Genomic DNA, 21,733 nt, shown 5'->3' on the forward strand with positions numbered 1-21,733 from the left:
TATCTTCTTAGAATTCTATTAACTTGCTGCATGGCAGGCCGATAGGGGAGAAAGAGATGAAGATGAAATATCAGCATCGCGACAAGGCGTTTCACTCCTTTATTTCCACCAATAACACCTATCCGCTTCATCTGCATAAAAATGTTGAGATAACCATGGTTATGTCCGGCAAAATCAATATTTTCATTAATGGAGAAGACTATGAATTGTCCGAAGGGGAAGTGGCCATCATTTTTCCCAATCAGCCTCACAGCTACAAAACCACAGAAAGCAATCAAATTTTGCTGATGTTCTTCGAGGCCACATTTCCGGGAGATTTTACGGGGGATTTGCTTCATTATGTTCCGGACAAGTCCGTAGTTCCCAGGAACAAGGTAATTACGGATCTCATGGCAACCTTGTATAAACTCTATATAGAAAAAAGCGACGATCGATTACTTAGAGCCTATGTTTCCGCCATCTTAGGGCACGCTCTACCGTTAATGTACATGAAGAGAGTGGACTACAAGAACGACATGGATATGATTCTGAAAATCCTTGCTTACATCGACATGCACTTTTTAGAACCCATTAACTTGGATGCGCTTTCAAAGGAACTGGGCATTAGTAAATTTATGATCTCCCGGATTTTCTCCGAGCAATTCCAAGTTTCTTTTCGCGATTACATCAATAGCCAGCGGGCAGCTTATGCACACATGCTGCTGTTATCTACAATCCATCCGGTCACCGACATCGCCTTTGATTCCGGGTTCAACAGCTTGCGATCATTTTATCGGGTCTTTAAAAAACAATATGGGGTGGCCCCCAACGAATTCCGTTGTAAATCACCGGCTTTATCTTCACAATGACGAAGAGGCTGATTTGACACAAAGGAGCTTAATAGTTATCATGGGCAAATAAAGTCTTTGATTGAGGTGGACACTCCGCTATGAAATTTTCTAAAGCGACGAACTATGCTCTTCATACCATGCTCTTTCTTGCTGTCGTCCCCCCGAATAAACTCATCGGCGTACAGCAGCTGGCGGAACGACAAGAGGTTTCACCGACGTATTTATCCAAAATCCTGACCAAGCTGGTCAAGGCCGGAATGATCGAGTCGACTTCAGGCGCCAATGGGGGATACCGCTTAAAGCGAAATTGGGAAGAGATCTCGTTCCTGGACATCATTCATGCCATTGAGGGCAACGCTTCCTTATTTGAATGTGACTTAAACCACGGTCAAGATTGTATGATTCAGAAAATCATGGTAACGGCGGAAGAGAAGATGGAGGATTATTTACGAAATCAAAAAATATCCGAGCTTGCCAAGAAAATGACGGCCGTTCTGTAAAGGACTGACTATGGACAAGAAGATAGTCTCATTGAAAGTCGCTATTTTAGCGGCTTTTTTTTATCGGAACAAGTTCTTGTCCCGAGCCAAGGACAAGAACTTGTTCCTATTGCCGGAATGTACAAGAACATAGTCCGAATACCGATTAGATGAATATCAAACTACAATTCCCATTAAGCTAACGGGCAGGTTAGTTCAAACAACATCTCAAAATTCTGAGGTATTGCCTTTGAGTTAGTAGAACATCTTTGTGTATGAGGTCTGGTCAACAAACCATTCTTTTCGGATAGTCCCTCTTAACAAACTATTATATAATTAACTTTAAGAATACAATTTCAACGAACGAGGGAAGCATATGAAACTATTGATTGTAACCGTTTCATGCATAGCCAATAGGACAAGGTGCATGAAACGATAAATTTTGTCCTACTCATGGCTTTTTCCAAAATTCAAATCAAGGAGAAAAGCTAAATGAACTATAACTATAGAGCTGCTTTTTCGCAGACGGATATTACCCCGGATTTTCCTGTAGAAATGATTGGCCGTTCGCGTGAGAAGAACAAAGTAAACGGTATTCATTATCCATTGAAAGCACAAATAGTACTGTTTGAACATCAAAATGACCGCTATTGCTTGATTGCAATAGATAGCTTAGGCTTTACAACAGCTTTATCAAATGAATTGCGGGAAAGGGTTGCGGAAGCATTGGGCACTACTGCCACTAATGTTATGCTCAATTTTTCCCATACCCACTCGGCACCTGATCCTTTGTCGCCGCTTAATGGACAAAAGTATTATTCGCTCTTATGTGATAGAGTGATTTCCTGTATAACAAATGCGCTAGTAAATTTACAGCCATGCCTCGTCTCCTGGGCAGTTGGCGAAACAGATATAGGTGAAAACCGGCGGGATGGGTGCAGCGTTGTTGATAAGCGCCTTGGAGCATTGCAAATTGTTAATTCTACTACTCAAAAATCGATTGTAATGCTATTACGGGTTTGTGCTCATGCCAATATCTTAATGAGCCATAGTAACAAACTGTCAAGCGACTATTTCGGTGCGACGCGGGAAAAAATTGCAGAACATTACGGTTGTCCAATTATGATGATACAAGGTGCTGCAGGAAACATTAAGCCTGTTGGTGTAGATAAAATTGATGGCGGCACTACATCCGATGTTGATCGCATAGCAGATGAGCTTCTGCAATCTGCGACAAAACTTCGATTTACCCCCAAAAAAATAACACGTTTGCATATGGTGGAAACAGAGATTCAAATGTACTCTGATGTTCCAGAAGTTGATGAAGCAAGACAAATTGCGGAAAAATCAGGCTTGAATGCGACGGGTTGGCTTAGTGAATGTGAACAGTTAAGAAACGCCGGGATAACCACTCAAACGCAGAACCGTAGCATCCATTTTCTATTGTTGAATGAGGGCAGTTTGTGTGGTGTGCCAGATGAGATTTTCTGTGAGCTTTCGCTTGCGGTTACGGAACAAACAGACAATCCACTTTTATTTTTCAATGGGTATACTAATGGCTGCACGGGCTATCTTCCGAATAGAGAAGAATGGATAAAAGGCGGCTATGAAACTCATGACAGCTATATAATCTACTATATGTTTCACGGCCATGTCATGCCTTTTCGAGCAGATACAGCAAAAAGACTTGTAAGAGCAGTAGTTGATGAATGGAAGAGAAGTAATTAGTAGCTACAGGAACATAAGACTATGACAGCAGAAAAAAGAGCACTCGAGATAACTTCGAGTGCTCTTTTTTCGTATGTGACTTGATAAATCCCTTAAATGTGCCGTGAGCATTTTTTTGTTATACCAGGTATTGCTTTTTGAAGTTCGCTGAATCTCATAATTCCATTTTGAAAAAGATGTGCTAAAATGACAGGTTTCCACTTATCAACTAGAATTTCGGGGCGCGGGTTTTCTGTTTAGGCTTTAGCCAGCCTGCCAAGCAATGTTTCCTTCAGGGAACATATGTGCTAAAATAAGTACGCCAAACACGTATTTTGCGCACTTTCAATTCTAAGCGATTTGTTTAAAGGAGAATGGCCACTTGCCTATTAAGTTTAGTGCTAGAATCTAGCATATTATACATTAAATAGTGAGGGATTGCGTTGACGAATAAATATGACATCGAAGAAATCTACTCCGAGCCGATTCAGGCTTTTACGATTTGGATGAAGCAGTCCGGTTATACCGAGGCCACTAGAAAAGAATATAAGAGGGAAGTATTCGATTATCTATCTTCTTTAGATGAACTTCCGGTGCAGCAGGCTGGTAAGTTACATGTTGTCAGTTTTCTTGTATCCAAACAGGAATCGGCCGGAGATCGAACGAGGAACAGAACGCTGTCCGCCATCCGGTCGTTTTACACGTCGTTGATCGATTTTGAGCTTGCAACAAGAAACCCCGCTTTAGAGGTGAAGAAATCCAAGACCGAGAAAAACAAGATACCCGTCTACTTGGAAGAGCAGGAACTAAAGAAAGTGCTCACTTATGTGGAGGGGCGGTTTCGGGATCGGAACTTGGCTATTTTCCTGTTGATGGGGTATTGCGGTCTACGGGTGGGGGAAGTGCATCGCTTGAATCTTTCTCATTTTAAGAAGGAAAAGGGAACGCTTGAAGTGTTGGGGAAAGGGCGCAAGTGGAATGAGATTCCGTTGCCGGAAATGGTTGTAGATGTACTTGTAAAAGTGGCGGAGGAACGTATTCAGCCTTATAGCTCCAAAGAAGAAGCATTTTTCGTGTCCCAAAAAGGAAGAAGGCTATCGATCCGTCAGATTCAGAAGATCGCCGCTCAAGTCTTCGATGCGTTTAAGCAGGATCATCCGCAAATGACCGATATGAGACTTTCTTGTCATAAGCTGAGGCACTCCTTTGCTACGATGCTGCTAAATAATAATGTGGATATCCGCGTCGTCAAAGAGCTTCTGGGCCATGCATCGATCGAAACGACTATGATTTATACGCATATCAATGACGAGCAGAAGAGGAGCGCGATGACTACGATAGAGATACCCGTGATATAAATGGAACGGCTGCCCTTGAAAGGCAGCCGTTTCTGATTCAGTCATTGGAAGACCCGAAATCCGTTATATTCATGTCGACTTCATAGGTAATCGGGAATACAAAAATCTAGCCCGCTCTAAAGAGCGGGCTATGATCAGGCGGGTTCTAACTTTCTGAGGATCGCTTCCGGAATTGCCAATAATAACGCTATAGTGCCATAAACGCCTATGGTGTAACCGGTGACGTATTGAAATCCAAATCCCTGATGAAACAGACCGGTGACGAGATGAATCGACAGATTCGTAAAACAAAAGGCATAACTGCGAACCATCCAGTTCCGGTGAGCTTGTATCCGCTTTTTTTTGATTTGAACTAGCGCTGTAGCAGTGATGATCAGCCATATCATATTGATCGCGTTGAATCCGATGCTTGCTATTTTTCCTCCTGTGGCGTAAGGCGCCATGTATCCGGATGTCAATACGACGACAAGAACGGATATCAGATAGACATAACCGTTAATGCGATGAACTAAAATACTGCGATCACGTACTCGCTTTAAAAAGTTAATCAGTCCTGTTGCCATCGCGATACAGGCTAATGCCACATGAATACGCATCACATTTAACCAGACCGCGGGTTTAAGTTCGCGCCTGAGTCCGGTTTTATGACTTAGAAATTGTTTAGCCTCGGGATCAAAGATAAAGTTATCCGCCAAGGCGTACACGATAAATATAAAACTGACACCCGCCAATGCTCCGTATAACCATTTTCGTTTTTTCATAGTAAGTAATCACTCCTTGGGGCTTCGACCTTATCAGGATGACGCCCCTGAAATGCGTTTGCCCGTTAATTTGGATGCAGGCAGCAAGCCCGCTTTTGCGACTCCGGTCATGAGTTCACCGTCCGCGGATACTTCGAATTTAAGATTTAAGCGTAACGGTTTTGTAACTCGCAGATTCCAGGCCAGCTTATCCTTAAGAAGTACGGGATTTATGAAAGGAATTTTATCGTTTCCTTGGGTTGCCGAACCCTGGATGATCCCGTCATTCGTTGAAATCGAAAGTCTGACTTCTAACTTTCCGACCGGCGTTACGATCGTCGTATCCCAATCGCCAACAAAGACGGAGGCAAAAGTATCTTTGCTGTTCAGGGAATCATCGAGAATAGAGGGGATGTTCGCACTCTCATCCGCGGGTGTCATTTGAGTGTTTGGTGCCATTCCCATCGCCCGCCAGACCGTTCCTCTCCGCTCAAATTCAAACAATTGCTCAACCGCGTGGGCGATTCGAGGTCCGAGCTCACGTTCCAGAAGATACAACGCGACATCGAGCCCTGAAGTAACTCCGCCGCCGGTAACCAGATTGCCGTCGTCCACTACACGCGCTGAGACGGGAATGGCACCTGTTGCTCCAAGCAAATCCATGCCCAGATGATTCGTGACCGCCGATCTGCCTTCCAATAACCCTCCCATGGCTAACACCAGAGAGCCGCCGCATACCGTGGCGACTATAACATCGTTCCTTCCCAGGGCTCGCTCTATCAGTCCGGTAAGATCCGAATTCGCTGCTGCTCCCAGAATCGACGGGACCGAAGCAGGCCCGTGGCCATCTATTTGTCCGGAAGCTCCGGGGACGACAATAATCCCTGCAAGTTCCGGGTTCAACTTGCCGTGCGCTTCAACTTTTAATCCGTTAATGCCGCTAGTCACGAATCTTGGCCCTTCGGCGGTGACCAATTCCACGTTTAACGTGTTTTCCGTAAACAAAGTCGCTGCACAAAACACCTCATAAGGCGCAATGGCATCCAATAGGTCGAATCCATCAAAGAGTACGACTTGAACCGATATCATGATTTATCCTCCTAAACTCATTTTTTGCAGGTAGATGTTTAACCCGGTATGTAGACATTCCGACTCAACTGCATCAATCTTAACAACGGAACATCTCAAATGAAGCTAGGAAAAGGTCACAAAACTATAAACAACTCATCACAAAACATACGGTCATGCTTGCTGATGCGAAAAAAATGGTATATTAGGATGCAAGGTGGGATGTTCATGAGTTCATTACATACGATCCTGGTGGTAGACGATGACCAAAGTATCGTCGAGCTGCTGAGAGACTTTTTGGAGAACGATTATTTTCAAGTAATTACCGCTTGTGACGCTGAGCAGGCCTGGGACGCATTTCAGAGCGAGCCGATTCATTGCATTGTTCTGGACATTATGATGCCTGGACAAAACGGGTTTGAGTTGTGCCGCCGAATTCGTGCGGAGAGCGATGTCCCTATACTTTTCTTGAGTGCCCGCAGTGATGATGTAGACAAGATTCGAGGATTGACGCTCGGCGGTGATGATTATATTGTTAAAACCGCTTCACCTGGAGAGATCGTTGCTAGAGTAAAGGCTGTTTTGCGGCGCGCCGGTACCGGGGAGCCAAAGGCAGAGCAAATATTGGATTATGGCCGTATCAAACTAAACCTTACCGCGAGAGAGGTTTTTGTAGAAGGTAACATCGTCGTACTTACACCGAAAGAATATGAACTGCTGCGCTTATTTGCTGAACACCCCAGACAAGTTTTTACATATGACCAGCTGCTTGCGAAGTTCTGGGACGGAGTCGGCGACAGACACACGATTCGGGTTCATTTAAGCCGGCTTCGCGAAAAGATTGAAGGGGATCCGAACCAACCGCAATATCTGGTCAATGTATGGGGTATCGGGTATCGTTTTGAGGGAGGATGAGATGAGAACATTCCGCATTCGTACTTTTACCTTGCTTTGTTTCTTTTTCATCCTATCAGCGCCCTGGATATTCTTCGTAATCTCTAATTTTATGGAAACAAATACGCTCGGCTTTTCAAGAAGTCAGGCGCATAATGAGCTAATACAAGAACAGTTGACCGAGACGACTCAACTGATCGAAGCGGGTGCTGGCAAATGGAACGATCCTCAATGGATTGACCAATTGCAAATCAAATTGCGCGAAACGGAGATGGAAGCTGTGATCCTGGATGCTTCGGGTCAGGTGATTTTTCGATCCGCTTTGAAGGGCATGGACGCTTCTGCGCCGATTGAACGATTATCGATTCTGGAGGACGGTCGTAAGCTTGGCGAGGTTGTCATTTATCTGCCGAAGACAAGAACGGTTCAAATGATTGCTGCGATAACCGGACTGCTGTTAGCTTTCTTTATAGTTGGATTTGAGATGCGCAGATTTCTTCTTAAGCCCCTCGAAAAGATGGGCTATGCCGCAAGACAAATTGCAACTGGAGATTTGGATGTGCAGCTGCCATCGACCAAAATCACAGAAATTGCTGAGGTGCGAGACGGATTTGAGTTGATGGTTAAGGGACTCCGTCAATCCAATCAAAAGCAAGTGGAGCTGGAAGAGCAACGACGCTTCGTGATTTCGGCTGTAGCGCATGATTTACGGACACCGTTGTTCGCATTGAGGGGTTACCTGGATGGCTTGGAGCAAGGCGTGGCTCAGTCCCCGGAGAAAATGAATAAGTATTTGGCGGTTTGCAAAGAAAAATCGGCGCAATTGGACCGGTTGGTGGAGGAATTGTTCACCTTTTCAAAGATGGAATATTTGGAATCAAAACTGATCACAGAGACTTTGGATTTAAATCTAATATTTCGAAAATCGATAGATAGCTTGAGCCTGCAAGCCGAACAAAAGCAAATTACGATTTCATTGGGCTCCCAGGGCGTATGTTCCCTTAAAGGTGATCCGCACTTGTTGGAACGTGCCATGAACAACCTCTTAGATAATGCTGTAAGATATACCCCCATCTATGGGAAAATTGAAATGGATTGTTATTTGGAGGAAGATAAAGTACTGTTTAAGATCAGGGATACGGGGCCTGGCTTCACTGAAGAGGAGATGCAGCATGTGTTTGAACCGCTATATCGCGGTGAACAATCCAGAAATCGTTCGACCGGGGGGAGCGGGCTTGGTTTAACGATTTCACAGCGAATTGTAAGAATGCACGGAGGGGATCTTGCCGCAAGTAACCATCCGGAAGGAGGAGCACTGCTAACGGGCTGGATCCCTGCAGCTGTTCCGTAATAACGGTAGATAGGGGAAAAGGAAATGAACAAAACAGAACGGCAGCTCGCGATCACGCTTGAGCTTCAGCACAGCAAGATGCTTCGCGCAGAGGATTTGGCGGCCCGATTCGAGACGAGCGTACGCACGATATACCGCGATATTCAAGCGCTTAGCGAAGCGGGGGTTCCGATCGTCGGGGCTCCGGGTCAGGGTTATTCCTTGATGGAAGGGTATTTCTTGCCGCCGGTAGGTTTTACGGCTGAAGAGGCTGTGGCTTTGTTAATGGGGGCGGATTTTATTGAGCAGCGGCTGGATGCTGATTATGATAGGGTTGCCAAGACGGCCAAAGTAAAAATTGAAGCGATTCTTCCGGAGCCAATTCGTAAAGAGTCCGTACGTATTCGGGATACGATGCGGCTCCTTCATGCCGGCGAACAGGTAACCGCGCGGAAAGAAAAGGACTATCTTGAAAAAACGCGACGGGCCATTCTGGATCGCCGCAAATTAAGCTTTACCTATCTGAAAAAAATACCTGAGCCGGACGGTAATCGGGAGAGCAGGCGGAATGTCTCGCCATATGGACTTGCGCTCGTTCAGGGAAATTGGACTTTAATCGCACGCTGCGATCTTCGGCAAGATATCCGCCATTTCCGTTTGTCACGGATGGCGGATCTTGCGGTGTTAGAGGAGAGCTATTCCATGCCGCCCGGATTTAATCTGCGCGACTATCGCCCGCAAAACGAACGTAAACTTGAAGTGCTGCTTAAGGCGAGTCCCGAAATTGCCGATAAAATCGCCGAAACCGGAAGATTTTATATGGAAATGACAGAGGAATCGGACGATGGACTCTTGGTCACCTTTCGCGTATGGCAGTCGGAAGAGCTGCTCCCTTATATTCTTGGATGGGGAGCGGACGTGGAGGTAATAGAACCGGAGTCTCTGCGGAACCGGGTTCGGGAAGAAGCTGAAAAGATATTCAAACGCTACTGACACACTGTTGTCAGTAGCGTTATTTTATATTGGGATTATACCCAAGACGAAAGAGGAGTTGTTGTTCTAGTGAGAAACACAGCGGAAGCATTACATGAGTTTGAAACTACAGTGGACCGGTATTTGATTAAACTGGATAACCTTGAAATGGAACAATTGCTTAGGAAAACGGATGAAGATGAATGGTCCATCGGGCAAATGTATATGCATTTGATTCAATCGGCACAATTCATGCAGCTAAATAATGTTGATCAATGCTTGGCCGGAAATGAGGCAACGGTGGTCGTTTCGGGCATCAAGACGGAACAAGGCAGGGAGGTATTCGAACTTGGAAGTTTTCCGCCCGTTCGGATCCGTGTCCCGGCTTCGCCGCAATACACCCCGCAGCAACCGGAGAGCAAGGAGCAGCTTGCGGAAGGTCTCCGAAGTGTTGTGGAAAGGATGAAACGTACTGAGTCTGCCTTGAGTCAGGCGTCTGAAGCATATAAGATCCCGCATCCCAGATTAGGTGCGTTAAACGCTAAAGAGTGGTTTTTGCTGGTCGAAATGCATTATCGGCACCATTTGCTGCAATTGGATCGTTTATCTCAGCTTTTATAAAATCTGAGTTTGTGACATTTGAAAGTGGAATAAATCGAAATGGTAACAGAAATATAATTATGTAAACCAAATAAATTTTATGAGATCAAGAGAGGAAGGGAGCCGGGTTTCCCTTCTTTTTTGTTTAAATTTTACAGTCCCTTTTTCAAATGTCCCATTAGAGAGTATAGTAAAGTATATTAGCGCTACAAGGAGCAACAATGCCATGTCCATTGAGATAAAAGATATCATTTCAAAAAAAATATTGAGCGAAGCCAAGGGGTACTTGGACGTAGGTTTCACTCATTCATTAAATCCTTACAGCGGCTGCGCATTTTCTTGCAAGTATTGTTATGTGAGGGAAATGCCGATTCAAAAATTCAAGGATATTCCTTGGGGAGAATGGGTCGACATTAAAATCAATGTCGCAGAAAATTACCGCAATGAAATCATCAAGCTTCATAAAAAAAGCAAACCGGTTCATATTTTCATGTCTTCGGCTACGGACCCTTACCAACCTATTGAGCGCAAAGCGGAGGTCACTCGGCGGGTATTGGAGGAAATGATACAACATCCACCCGATTTTCTCCAGATCCAGACTCGCAGTCCGCTTGTTACAAGGGATCTTGAATTAATTTCAGTTCTAAAGGAAAAATGTGAAGTTCTGGTATCCATGACGATTGAAACCGACCGTGAAGATATAAAGCGGATCTTTGCACCTTATGCTCCTGGCATTCAACTGCGGTTAAAAGCGCTAAAACAAATCCATGATGCCGGAGTAACCACCCAGGCCGCCATCTCTCCCGTGCTGCCCTTTACGCCTGATTTTCCAAAGGCGCTGGAGGGAATCGTCGATCGAATCTGGATCGATACGCTTAATATCGGAGACGGTTCTATGGGTAAAAGATCGGAGCGATTGGGGATGCCAAGTCTGTTTGAAAACCATCAACTAACGAAGTGGAATGATAAGGATATCCATGTGCGGGTGGAAAAGTATTTTAGGAAGTTTTTCCCCGAAGAGATGATCCGTGTGTCAAAACACGAAGCGTTTCCGAAAATCACAATTTGAAAAAGAAAGATGTTGACCTCAAATGACTAAGGGGATTTGAATCATGATTGAGACTTTCGTATCCTCCAAAAGCACGTGTACGCATATGTGCAGAACAGTAGTGTTTTTTGTGGCCGGTATACTAACCTATCGGAATAACTTTGAAGCTGCTGCCGGCGAGTTCGCCAAGCGATATCCCCATATCAAAATCGTAATGATCTTTCCCTATGGGATGGCGGACGGAACTAATCGTTCCTCATTATCCCGTCTATTGGCACGGCAGATTGCTCCAGTCGGGTATGATCTGATCCATGAGGAATCTCGGCGGGTGAAAGCTGCAGTGGAAATCATTCGTGAGCATGGAGCGGCCGCAGATCAACTCATCCTGGTCGGGCATAGCGCCGGCAGCGTGATTGCTTACCGGGCAGGGCTGAACTTGGAGGAAAAGCACGGTTTTCGGGAGGTTCAAGTATTTGCGGTAGGCAGCCCTAAATTCTTTTTGAAGGATATCTCATTCAATAAGCAATTCACTTATATTACCGGTCAGAAACAGGACAAAATCACCCGGATCGGCAGATGGCGCAAGCCGGGGTCGCGGAAGTTCCGCGGAAAGCCCGGACGGGAAATTCAACTGGATTTCAATCCGGATCATCCGGGATGGAAGTTTCACGCGTCATATTTTCTAAATTCAGCTTGGAGTGACGCTAACCAGGTTTTTCATTCCAACGTAGAGGATCTCGTCTCCAAAATCCATGAGCTATGCCCGGATAAGTAGGTTGTATCCCATTATTTTAAGGAGAATGATCATGAATAACCACACCGCCTTATTGGTCATTGACGTACAGGAAGGAATGTTTGATCCGGATTATCCCGTGTTTCAGTATGAGGGCAAGTCAGTTGGGTTATGAAGTCATTGTCGTCGAAGACGCACACACCACCTATAATCAAGGTGACCGGACAGCTTCAGAAATCATTCAGGAATATAACGATAAATTCCGTTCATTTGCTGAGGTTAGACCCGCGGAGACGCTTCTGTTCTAAGGAACAGATCGCATCAAAGCGCGTGATGGGCTCCAGTAGAATCGTCTGCTGTTTTCTAAAAATTGCCAAGAAAGGAGGGATATGGAGATGAAGTCTCAACCTTTTGAACGAATAAAATTCCCGCCAGGATTTTGGGACGGATTGCGAACCTTAGGGATCTCCGCTCAAGACGTAGCTCGCAAAGCGGGACTGCCCCTGACCATTATTACTGAAACGGAAGTTTCCACCGCCCAATATTTTGATATCTGGCAGGCCTATTCCGATCTCATTGGCGACACGGCCAGAGGAATCATTGAGCTTGCAACCGCCTTTGAAACGTCCAAGTATCCGCCCAACGTTTTAGCGACTTACCACGCTCGTGATTACCGCGATGCCCTTTATCGAATGGCAAGGTACAAGCGATTGTGTCCTCCCGAAAGCTTGCGAATTACCGAAGAAGCAGAGAATTGCACGATTGAGCTGGAGTGGCTAAATCCCGATCAATCCGGTCCGCCTTTACTGGTTGGTATCACGCTGGCATTTTTGCTGGAGCTAGGGCGAAGGGGAACGGGGGAACACTTGACAGCAAAGTGCGTTGAATTTACAAATTCCATGGGCGATGTCCAGGCTCTGGAGGAATTCTTTGGTTGTGAGATCGTCATAGGCGCCGATCATAACCGGCTGATATTGCATCGGAAAGATTTGAATCTTCCTTTTAAGTCGTTTAACGAAGAGCTGCTAGAAATATTGACCCCCGCCCTGGATCAATCGCTTAGTGAACAACAGCGAACGCTCACCATAACGGAGAAGGTTAAATGGATCCTGAAACGCAGTCTTACGGGAGGACGACCCGACATTCAGGTTGTCGCAAAAGAGCTCGGAATGAGCGATCGGACGCTGCAAAGACGGCTGACAGACGAGAACACAAGCTTCAAGCAACTGTTATCGGAAGCTAGACATGAACAGGCACGGGAGTATTTATCTGACCCCTCACTCGAAATTAAAGAAGTAGCATTCCTGGTTGGCTATGAAGATCAGAACTCATTCTACCGTGCCTTTCGTCTATGGGAAGGGGATACTCCATCGCAATGGCGTACGGAGCACTTGGGGACAAACTGATTTATTAAATGTGGCGTGTTAAACAAGAAGATTGGCGTATGGCGCTAGTTACCGAATGATTCAGACAAGGTAAGATAATCCCTATCCGAAGCATAAGACTGCTTTGAAATTTACTGATATAGGAGAAATGCAGGATGGATATGGGATTAAAGAATAAAACAGCGTTAATTACAGGATCAACCAAAGGAATAGGTAAAGCAATTGCCTTGGAGCTCGCCAAAGAAGGGGTCAATGTCCTGATCAATGGGCGAAATGAGGAAGAAGTGCAGCGAACCGTTAATGAAATAAAACTGGCATTTCCGGAAACCAATCCTCAAAATGCTGCTGCTGATATCGTGGATATCGGGCAAAGAGAGGCTTTATTCGCTAAATTCCCGAGTGTTGATATTTTGATTAACAATGCGGGCATATACGAAATCATGTCATATGAAGATGTCGACGATGAAGTATGGAATAAATATTTCCAGACCAATGTTCTTGCGGCGAATGGGTTGTCAAAATATTATTTGCCTCACATGCTGAACAACAATTTTGGCCGCATTATCTTTATTTCGAGTGAAGAAGCCGTAATGCCTTCGGGACAAATGCCTCAATATTGCATGACTAAATCCATGTTATTGTCTCTGTCGAAGAGCTTGTCCAAATTAACAATCGGAACGGAAGTTACCGTCAACACGATTATGCCGGGACCGACGCTCTCCGAAAATGTACAGCAAATCATTGAAGGTATCTTTGCTGATGGCAATATGACTTTTGCTGAAAAAGAGAAACAGTTTATGGCTTCAAACCTGCCTCAATCCGAAATTCAGCGATTTATCCGTCCAAGTGAAATAGGCAGGCTAGCCGCATTTATTTGCAGTCCCTATGCATCTGCATTTAAAGGTTCACCGATTCGCATGGATGGGGGCATGGTACCGACTATTTTTTGACCACTACAAGATGCGTGTCTATTAATTCAGTAAGGATACTTCCTTTGACGGTATGGGTTATAATAAACTGGATGAAAGTATTTAAAAGTTAAGGGAAGTGCTATTTCATGAATTTGGACATGGTCATGCAGGAGCTTGAGTCGCTTGGTAAGGAACGTACGAAGAAAATATATTTATCCAATGGCGCGCATGAACCGTTATTTGGCGTGGCTACGGGTCACATGAAACCCATCTTCAAGAAAACCAAAATAAATCAGCCATTAGCTGAGGAGCTTTACGCTACCGGCAACTACGACGCCATGTACTTTGCCGGGATCATTGCCGACCCCAAAGCCATGACGGAAGACGATTATGATCGTTGGATGGATGCGGCGTATTTTTATATGTTATCCGATTATGTCGTTGCGGTAACCTTGTCCGAAAGCGATATTGCCCAAGAAGTAGCCGATAAATGGATCGCGAGCGGGGAAGAGCTGAGGATGTCCGGGGGTTGGAGTTGTTATTGCTGGCTTTTGGGTAATCGGCCTGACAGCGAATTTGCCGAAGATAAAATCTCCGCAATGCTCGATATGGTGAAAAGCCGGATTCATGATGCTCCTGAGCGAGCCAAATATGCGATGAATAACTTTATTTACACCGTGGCGGTTTCCTATATGCCGTTGCACGATCAGGCCGTCGAGACGGCAAAAGCAGTCGGCCCTGTTGAAGTCAACAAGGATAAGACAAAAAGTAAATTCCTTAATGCTTCCGACAACATTCAAAAAGCAGTAGACAAACAGCAGCTGGGCTTCAAACGGAGACATGTAAGGTGTTAAAATCAGCAGCCGGTCATAACGACCGGCTGTTGTTTATTTTTGCCTCCATCGAAGATATGATAAGTTTAGTTGATAAACGACGAAGGGGAATGGACATGTTTATCGTTATCGGAATCATCGCCATCTTAATTTACGGCGGGATAGTTTATTATATCGGTTGGCGCGGGTACCGCTGGCTTCGACCGACTAGTTCGTCCTGGAAATTCAAGACTCTCTACATCCTCGTGGTCGGACTGGCCGCCTGCTCGTTCATCATCGCACGAATTCCGGGACTAAAGATCCTGGGGATTCTCGGGGCTTATTGGATGGCCATATTTTATTTGCTGATATTGCTGGTACCGCTTGCTCATATAACGGTCATTCTGTTACGTCTCACCCGGTTACCACGGCAGAGAACTCAGTTCTGGGCGGGAATGGCGACACTGGTATTGGTGATTTCTTTAATGGGCTACGGTACTTTCAATGCCTACAGCCCGATCATAACTACATATAGAATTAAGATGGAAAAAGGTTCATCATCGCTCTCTTCACTTAACATTGCGATGGCGGCGGATACGCATTTTGGGTTGTTATCGGGCAAAGATCATGCGGAGCGGTTGGTCAAGGAAATGAATGCGCTCAAGCCGGATCTCATTTTGCTGCCGGGTGACATGTTCGACGACGATATTCAGCCCTTTATCGATCAGAAGATCGATGTGATATTGGCTAAACTTGATGCTCCGCCATACGGTGTTTACGCTACGCTGGGCAATCATGATAAACATAAGGGCACGATGCAGGAATTGATTGATACTTTAGAACACAGCGGAATTAATGTTCTATATGACGAAACGAAAACGATCAATGACCAGCTTACGATTGTTGGGCGCAAAGACATGAGCGATCCCGAGCGGCTCCAGGTAGACAAGCTGATGACCGATACCGACCCGGAGAAGCCGGTAATTCTATTGGATCATCAGCCTACGGAATTGGGGCTCTCCGAACAAGCGGGAGTGGATCTTGTCGTTTCAGGCCATACTCACCGTGGTCAGGTATTTCCCGGTAACTTGATTACAAATGCGCTTTTCGAGAATGATTGGGGTTATCTCAAAAAAGGAAACATGCAATCCATAGTTACGTCCGGTTTCGGTTTCTGGGGACCCCCGATTCGGATCGGCACGAGGTCTGAAATTGTCAATATAATGGTGAGGTTCGAATAAAGTTAATCGTAATGGTAGAATTGGCATTACATACAACCATTAAGGAGTGATAGTAATGGAGCAGTTCTTGTTCAATCAATTATCCTTTGTAAGAGGCCAAACCTTAAAATTGTTGGAGGGAGTCACGGAGGAACTTGCAGACCGGATCCCCGAAGGATTCCGAAATAATATAAGGTGGAATTTAGGGCACATTTATGTCGTATGTGAACGGTTTGCATTTAAACAATTGAATCTTCCGCAACAACTGCCGAATGGATTCAGCGAACAATTCGAAAACGGATCTTCACCGTTAAATTGGCCCGCATCCTTTCAAGTGCCAACATTGCCGGAGCTTGAGACTCTGCTGAAAGAACAGCAAGAGCGGATACGAACTGCTTTGGGTCATCGTTTGCAAGACAAGATTGTCCCGCCATATACTACGTCTGCGGGGATGGTTCTGGAAACGCCGGAACAATTCCTCAGTTTCAATTTATACCATGAAGGCATGCATCTCAGCGTTATTAAACTTTATAAGAAATTATTATCCCGTTAAAGAAAGAAGGACCTTGCCTTGAAGGGCAAGGTCCTTCTTTCTTTAATATAAATTTTCCAATTTATCGTTTAAATGGTAGTCCCTCGGAGATGTCGCATTTCATTAAAAATACAGACTCTGAATGAACAGTCGCCTAATGATCCACTTATGAATATATCTTAAGTATAAGATGATTCAGGAGAGGATGTTGGCCGTGCAAGCTGTTCCTCAAGATTTCGTTCAAGGATGGATTGCCTACACGTCAGACCGCGGCGGAAAGTTCGACATTTGGCTGTACCGACCGCAGAACGGTCGTAATATTCAACTTACACAGGGGCTTGGTTCGGAATTTTCCGTTCCCTATTGGTCTCCGGACAGCCGTAGAATCGCTTTTATCGGCATTGGTAACGTGCTTCACCTGCTGGATACAGTCACGAACGCCGTCGCCAGGATCGACCAAATCGAACCCTACACGCTGCTGGACTGGTCCCCGGACAGCCGGTATCTCGCATATGTAAAAAACTCGCGTATCATAATTTATGATACTTTTTCACATAGAAGTTATGCTATCCCGGAGCCGGGTGCCAGCGATGTCCAGTGGTTCCCTTCGGGTGCGGAACTTCTTTTCGGGGCCCCGGATTCCACAGGCAACACACAGCTCTTCCGCATCCGGGCCGATGGCACAGACCGAAGACAAATCACGCAAAATACGGACGGACCGCTCCATGACGTTCGGATTTCCCCGGACGGAACCTTCGCACTTTATACATTCCCTGGCGCAAGCATCTCCATCATTTCCACGGTAGATTTGGCCACGGGCGCCGTCTTTACGTTGGAAGGCGGACCGCTCGCCAAGAACTATTTTCCGGCCTGGTCGCCTGACTCCAGGAGCATCGCCTACAGCGCAACCGCCTATAGGGAGCCAAATTATTATTCTCTTATTCAAGTCGATAGCCGTACCGGTCAGAGTCCAAGGACTTTGGCGCTTTCAGACTGCTTCGCCACTCCTGTCGACTGGTCTCCGGACGGTTCTAAAATCGCTTACTTATCTGGATGTGCAGGGTTAGAAAGCGCAAGTCAGCTCTGGATTGCCAGTTTCAGTGAGCAGATGCCGGTGAATGTTCTTAGCGGCGGCCGGATTACCGCTTTCCAGTGGTCTCCGATAGTCAGAAGGGTTCCGGAAAGCATCTTCACAAGTTTCGTATACCGGGTATCCTTTCCGTATCCCGCAAACTGGCGCCGGGTAAGCGAAGAGAGGTACGAAGGGGAGGATGGTTTTTTCCAGGTATCCGCGATATCTGCGGGCGACCGGATTGCCGATGTATGCCGCTCAGAAGCTTCTCATCCATTGAAGCCTTACGGCTCTTCTCCTAGAATAGTTATGACGAGAATACAAAGCCGTGAGGCGTGTTTCATTTTTCCGTCAGCCGACCAACCGGCAGAGATGAACAAACAAGCCGCCCTCATCGTGAAATATCCCCGCCCTGTGCAAATCGGGGAAATGTTCTACAATTATTTTATTCTGTGGGCCGACGTTTACCACATTCGGCAAATGGGTGGACAGCTGTCGTTCATATAGTCATCATTTAGATCGGCTAAGTTAAGCCAGGTTATTAGCACGAACGCTGATTTTCATTGCGGAACGCTTGAGCAACAACGCACAACCTGCTATACGATTGAAGTCAGCATGTGAAGGGATGGGGGTGACTGAGGCGGTTATTTTTTTGGACCGACATGGGTCATTCCCTTCAAATGCAATACAGCGATAGAATCCGGAAAAAGATTACGAAAAGCTTGGCGAGTATGATAAGAGGCGGTTCGTAGCAACCGTCACTATTACTGAAGAACATTTCAAACAAAAACCGATTCACCTATATTGCTGGTCAAAATCAGGACAAGTTCACCCGGATTGGCACTCTCCTTCGAAGGGGGAGTATTTTGTTGACATCAAGTTATGGGCTGCGCTTAATCGGGTACTGCAAAGTTAGCCTATCATTCTCAAATTAAGCTTGACATCTACTCATTTTCCTTTAAAATCACACTTATTATAAGTATTTTAATAACTCATGAAGAAAGGACATGCCGCCGTGAATCCGACAACCCATAATACGCTGCAAGTGAAAAAGATCAATGTTGAGTTAGTGAAAAACACATTGAAGGCCGTTGGTACGGGGACGAAGGCTTCCATTGCGAATATGACGCGATTAAGTGTCGCTACTTGCGGCACGATCCTTAATGAACTGGTGCAAAGCGGGGAGGTTCTGGAGAGAGAACTGGAAGAATCGAGCGGCGGACGCCCGGCCAGACAGTACATGTTCAACGCCGATTATGCGTATGTTCTTTGTTTATTGGTAAAAACGGAAGGAGGCCTTCATTCAATAGTTTATGCGCTCGTCAATTTACTTGGCGAGAAAATGGAAGAGGGAACAAGAAGCTTGGATTTCATTGATGTTGAAACCATTGATCAGTTGATCGAGGAATTCACGGTTAAATATCACAACATAAAAGCGATCGGGATTGGTATACCGGGAGTTGCCCATCAAGGAATCATCGGAATTTGCGATGTGGCTCCTCTGGCAGGTGAACCTTTGGGTCCGCGGCTTGAAGAAAAATACAACATAGACGTCATTATAGAAAATGACATGAATCTGACGGTCTATGGGTTCTATAATCTGCAAAATTTTGAGGAAGATAAGACGTTTGCTATTGTCACTTTTCCCAAGAATCATTATCCCGGCGCAGGTTTTATTGTAAACGGACGTATGGTCACCGGGAATACCAACTTTGCAGGCGAAATTTCCTATTTCCCCTTTGGAATTACGCGGGAAGAGCAATTGGAACGACTGCATAATAAAGATGACTTTATTGCATTGGCAGCCAAACTGTTAAGTTCGATTATAACGATCATCAACCCGGTTTCTGTTGCCATCACCGGGGATTTAACGCATCCTTCCATGTCGGAGGAATTGATAAAGGGTTGTCTTCAATATATTCCAGAAGAACATATGCCAAGTCTCTTAATAAAGAACAATACGCAAGACGAGTATTTGACCGGCATTATAGCTATTACTTTGGAAAGTTTAACTTATCGTTTGCAATTGGTGGAGAGAAGATAGTGTAGAATTTTCGTAACTCGCTGATTGATTTAGGAGGATTAACAGTTTGAAGCAAACATCCAAAAAATTTAATAAGATCTATGCTATGCAACTGGCTACCATCTTTCTGGGATTTATCATTTTTGGAATCTCGGAGAATATTAAAGGACCTGCCATTCCAAGGATTCAATTTGATTTCCATCTAAATGAAGAACAACTGGGTAGTCTGTTATCTTTGAACGCATTGGGTTATCTGATAGCCTGCTCATTTACCGCTGTATTGGTTAGAAAATGGGGGATCAAAGCCGCAAGTATTCTGTCTTTTGCCTCCATGCTGATTTCAGGCGTATTTATCTTCATATCGCATACGTACCCGCTGTTTGCCGCTTCCTATTTTTTGATGTATATCGGAAACGGGATGCTTGAGATTGCGTTGGCCATTCTGGGAGCGCGGATCTTTGTCAAGAATACGGGAACCATGATGAATTTATCGCATGCCTTCTACGGATTAAGTTCCACGGTCGCGCCTTTGATTGCAACAGGAGTCATGTCGGTTCAAGTATTCGGTCATGCGCTGGATTGGCGCGGAATGTATCTGGTCATGCTTTCATTATCTTTGCTTCCGATCCTGACTGCCCTGCGCAGTACTTTTCCTGGAGATGATCTTGCGAATGAGAGCCGGACTCCCCTAAAGGAATTGATGAGAGATCCCGCATTGTGGTGGATGGTGCTCATACTCTCCTTCGGCGTTGTATCCGAATTAGCTGTAGGGGGCTGGCTGGTCAATTTCCTGGAAAAAGCATACCACTGGGACACCGTAAAAGCCTCGGGTATGCTGTCCGCCTTTTTCCTTCTATTCGCTCTTGCCAGACTCTTCTTGGGACCTGTAACCGATAAAATCGGATTTACGTTTTCCCTAATTATATTCTCCGGCATGTCTGCGCTTTGTACATTTGCCGCTATTGTCGGGGGAGAATCGTGGTCTTTCCTGTTTGCGGCGGCGGGGATTGGGATTGCCATGATTTATCCGACCGTGATGGCCTTTATTGCGAAACGTTACCCGCGCGGAAGCGACACCGCGATTACTTTTACGGTCACGTTAATGGGACTGGGCAGTGTGATCGGCAACTACGTTATCGGATTTGTCATCGAAATTGTGAAAAAAATGTATGGGGCGGGCAATGCCAACGGATTGCTGCGAGGGCTGCAGGCGGGTTACGGATTTATTGCCTTATGTGCTCTTTTATGTTCCGTCTGCGGTTGTATTTTATATCGTTATTTGAAAAAGCGCGGGGAATTAATTTAATCTATCTTTGATTAAGGAGTCCAAAACTATGATGATTAAGAAAATGGATTGGGAGGCGGGGGAATGGCTCAATAAGCCCTTGTCTGCCCGGATAGAAGATCATTTCCTGAAGGTGGTGCCCGAAAAGGGAAGAGACTTCTGGAAAAAGACTTTTTATGGTTTTGAGTATGAGGATGGAGCCGCCTTGTTGGCGGATTGGAGTAACGACAAGGCTGTGGAGGTCTCGTTCCAACTCTCTTCCTTCACGGAGTTGTACGATCAGGCAGGCATCCTCTTGTATCATGGCCCGGGCCAATGGATTAAAGCGGGCATTGAAATCAATGACGGAATTCCGCAGCTTTCCGCCGTCGTAACCGACGGTTATTCCGATTGGTCGCTTGCCGCCGTGCCGGAATGGGCCGGGGAAGAGGTTACGCTTCGCGCTTCGATTATGAAGGACGCGGTGATCATCCGCGCACGTACGCGGCATCATGCATGGCGCACTATTCGCGTAGCCCGGTTTCCTTATCCGGCTGGGAATCAGGCAGGACCGTTTGCCTGCTCTCCAACCCGGGATGGACTCGAGGTAACCTTTACCCGTTGGGATTTTACAGAACCGGATCAAGACCTCCATACCGATCCAGCAGGAGAATAAATGAACAAGACAGAAAGCCGCGATATCCGCGGCTCTTTGCTTTAAATTGCATACTATCATAAGTGTTAATTCACCACAT

23 protein-coding genes are annotated in these 21,733 nt (G+C 45.6%); 20 read left to right on the forward strand and 3 right to left on the reverse strand.

What is annotated here, in order from left to right:
* The first annotated feature begins 62 nt into the window (after nt 1-62).
* The 3 genes from KB559_RS03930 (at nt 63) to KB559_RS03940 (ending at nt 3,037) form a co-directional block, all read left to right on the forward strand.
* Nucleotides 63-848 (forward strand): AraC family transcriptional regulator, encoded by a 786-nt coding sequence (locus KB559_RS03930; RefSeq protein ID WP_282103125.1) that lies wholly within the window; start codon nt 63-65, stop codon nt 846-848.
* 80 nt (nt 849-928) lie between these two features.
* A complete protein-coding gene (locus KB559_RS03935; protein ID WP_211020422.1) occupies nt 929-1,330 on the forward strand; it encodes an Rrf2 family transcriptional regulator in 402 nt (133 codons plus the stop codon).
* A gap of 471 nt (nt 1,331-1,801) precedes the next feature.
* Nucleotides 1,802-3,037, forward strand: a complete 1,236-nt coding sequence (locus tag KB559_RS03940) for a hypothetical protein (RefSeq protein ID WP_211020423.1) — start codon at nt 1,802-1,804, stop codon at nt 3,035-3,037.
* A gap of 92 nt (nt 3,038-3,129) precedes the next feature.
* Here the strand turns inward: KB559_RS03940 and KB559_RS25540 are convergent, their stop codons facing one another.
* Complete coding sequence (locus KB559_RS25540) at nt 3,130-3,252, reverse strand: winged helix-turn-helix transcriptional regulator (RefSeq protein WP_481856432.1); 123 nt, start codon at nt 3,250-3,252, stop codon at nt 3,130-3,132.
* A 207-nt stretch (nt 3,253-3,459) separates the two neighbouring features.
* On the opposite strand from KB559_RS25540, the gene KB559_RS03950 reads away from it, so the two are divergent.
* The gene (locus KB559_RS03950) at nt 3,460-4,374 is read left to right on the forward strand and encodes a tyrosine-type recombinase/integrase (protein ID WP_211020424.1); all 915 of its coding nucleotides are present in this window, start codon (nt 3,460-3,462) and stop codon (nt 4,372-4,374) included.
* A gap of 134 nt (nt 4,375-4,508) precedes the next feature.
* Here KB559_RS03950 and KB559_RS03955 read toward each other — a convergent pair whose 3' ends face one another.
* Complete coding sequence (locus tag KB559_RS03955; RefSeq protein WP_211020425.1) at nt 4,509-5,135, reverse strand: DUF2306 domain-containing protein; 627 nt, start codon at nt 5,133-5,135, stop codon at nt 4,509-4,511.
* 33 nt (nt 5,136-5,168) lie between these two features.
* Entirely contained in the window at nt 5,169-6,203 is a 1,035-nt protein-coding gene (locus tag KB559_RS03960; RefSeq protein ID WP_211020426.1) for a DJ-1/PfpI family protein, read from the reverse strand.
* A 207-nt stretch (nt 6,204-6,410) separates the two neighbouring features.
* Here KB559_RS03960 and KB559_RS03965 point away from each other — a divergent pair, with 207 nt between their 5' ends.
* The 16 genes from KB559_RS03965 (at nt 6,411) to KB559_RS04040 (ending at nt 21,654) form a co-directional block, all read left to right on the forward strand.
* A complete protein-coding gene (locus KB559_RS03965; RefSeq protein ID WP_211020427.1) occupies nt 6,411-7,097 on the forward strand; it encodes a response regulator transcription factor in 687 nt (228 codons plus the stop codon).
* 1 nt (nt 7,098) lies between these two features.
* Nucleotides 7,099-8,427, forward strand: a complete 1,329-nt coding sequence (locus tag KB559_RS03970) for a sensor histidine kinase (RefSeq protein WP_211020428.1) — start codon at nt 7,099-7,101, stop codon at nt 8,425-8,427.
* Nucleotides 8,428-8,451: 24 nt separating this feature from the next.
* Entirely contained in the window at nt 8,452-9,399 is a 948-nt protein-coding gene (locus KB559_RS03975) for a helix-turn-helix transcriptional regulator (RefSeq protein WP_211020429.1), read from the forward strand.
* A 69-nt stretch (nt 9,400-9,468) separates the two neighbouring features.
* Nucleotides 9,469-9,999 (forward strand): DinB family protein, encoded by a 531-nt coding sequence (locus KB559_RS03980; RefSeq protein WP_211020430.1) that lies wholly within the window; start codon nt 9,469-9,471, stop codon nt 9,997-9,999.
* 205 nt (nt 10,000-10,204) lie between these two features.
* On the forward strand, nt 10,205-11,047 hold the full coding sequence (locus tag KB559_RS03985; protein WP_211020431.1) for an SPL family radical SAM protein: 843 nt from the start codon (nt 10,205-10,207) through the stop codon (nt 11,045-11,047).
* Nucleotides 11,048-11,090: 43 nt separating this feature from the next.
* Entirely contained in the window at nt 11,091-11,801 is a 711-nt protein-coding gene (locus KB559_RS03990) for an alpha/beta hydrolase (protein ID WP_211020432.1), read from the forward strand.
* Nucleotides 11,802-11,908: 107 nt separating this feature from the next.
* Entirely contained in the window at nt 11,909-12,067 is a 159-nt protein-coding gene (locus KB559_RS03995) for a cysteine hydrolase family protein (RefSeq protein WP_211020433.1), read from the forward strand.
* A gap of 87 nt (nt 12,068-12,154) precedes the next feature.
* Nucleotides 12,155-13,165 (forward strand): AraC family transcriptional regulator, encoded by a 1,011-nt coding sequence (locus tag KB559_RS04000; protein WP_211020434.1) that lies wholly within the window; start codon nt 12,155-12,157, stop codon nt 13,163-13,165.
* Nucleotides 13,166-13,299: 134 nt separating this feature from the next.
* On the forward strand, nt 13,300-14,094 hold the full coding sequence (locus KB559_RS04005) for an SDR family NAD(P)-dependent oxidoreductase (protein WP_211020435.1): 795 nt from the start codon (nt 13,300-13,302) through the stop codon (nt 14,092-14,094).
* Between the two features lie 107 nt (nt 14,095-14,201).
* On the forward strand, nt 14,202-14,909 hold the full coding sequence (locus KB559_RS04010; RefSeq protein ID WP_211020436.1) for a DNA alkylation repair protein: 708 nt from the start codon (nt 14,202-14,204) through the stop codon (nt 14,907-14,909).
* Nucleotides 14,910-15,004: 95 nt separating this feature from the next.
* On the forward strand, nt 15,005-16,108 hold the full coding sequence (locus tag KB559_RS04015; protein WP_211020945.1) for a metallophosphoesterase: 1,104 nt from the start codon (nt 15,005-15,007) through the stop codon (nt 16,106-16,108).
* Nucleotides 16,109-16,163: 55 nt separating this feature from the next.
* Nucleotides 16,164-16,640, forward strand: a complete 477-nt coding sequence (locus KB559_RS04020) for a DinB family protein (protein WP_211020437.1) — start codon at nt 16,164-16,166, stop codon at nt 16,638-16,640.
* A 184-nt stretch (nt 16,641-16,824) separates the two neighbouring features.
* Nucleotides 16,825-18,198, forward strand: coding sequence for a PD40 domain-containing protein (locus tag KB559_RS04025; protein ID WP_211020438.1), 1,374 nt, complete (start codon nt 16,825-16,827; stop codon nt 18,196-18,198).
* Between the two features lie 508 nt (nt 18,199-18,706).
* Nucleotides 18,707-19,735: an ROK family protein gene (locus KB559_RS04030; protein ID WP_290407126.1), complete on the forward strand. Its 1,029-nt coding sequence runs from the start codon at nt 18,707-18,709 to the stop codon at nt 19,733-19,735.
* 85 nt (nt 19,736-19,820) lie between these two features.
* A complete protein-coding gene (locus KB559_RS04035; protein ID WP_211020946.1) occupies nt 19,821-21,020 on the forward strand; it encodes an MFS transporter in 1,200 nt (399 codons plus the stop codon).
* Nucleotides 21,021-21,048: 28 nt separating this feature from the next.
* Nucleotides 21,049-21,654, forward strand: a complete 606-nt coding sequence (locus KB559_RS04040; protein WP_211020440.1) for a DUF1349 domain-containing protein — start codon at nt 21,049-21,051, stop codon at nt 21,652-21,654.
* Nucleotides 21,655-21,733: the final 79 nt, after the last annotated feature.

Origin of the sequence: Paenibacillus sp. Marseille-P2973 (genome assembly GCF_018101095.1) — a bacterium.
GTDB lineage: Bacteria > Bacillota > Bacilli > Paenibacillales > Paenibacillaceae > Fontibacillus > Fontibacillus vini.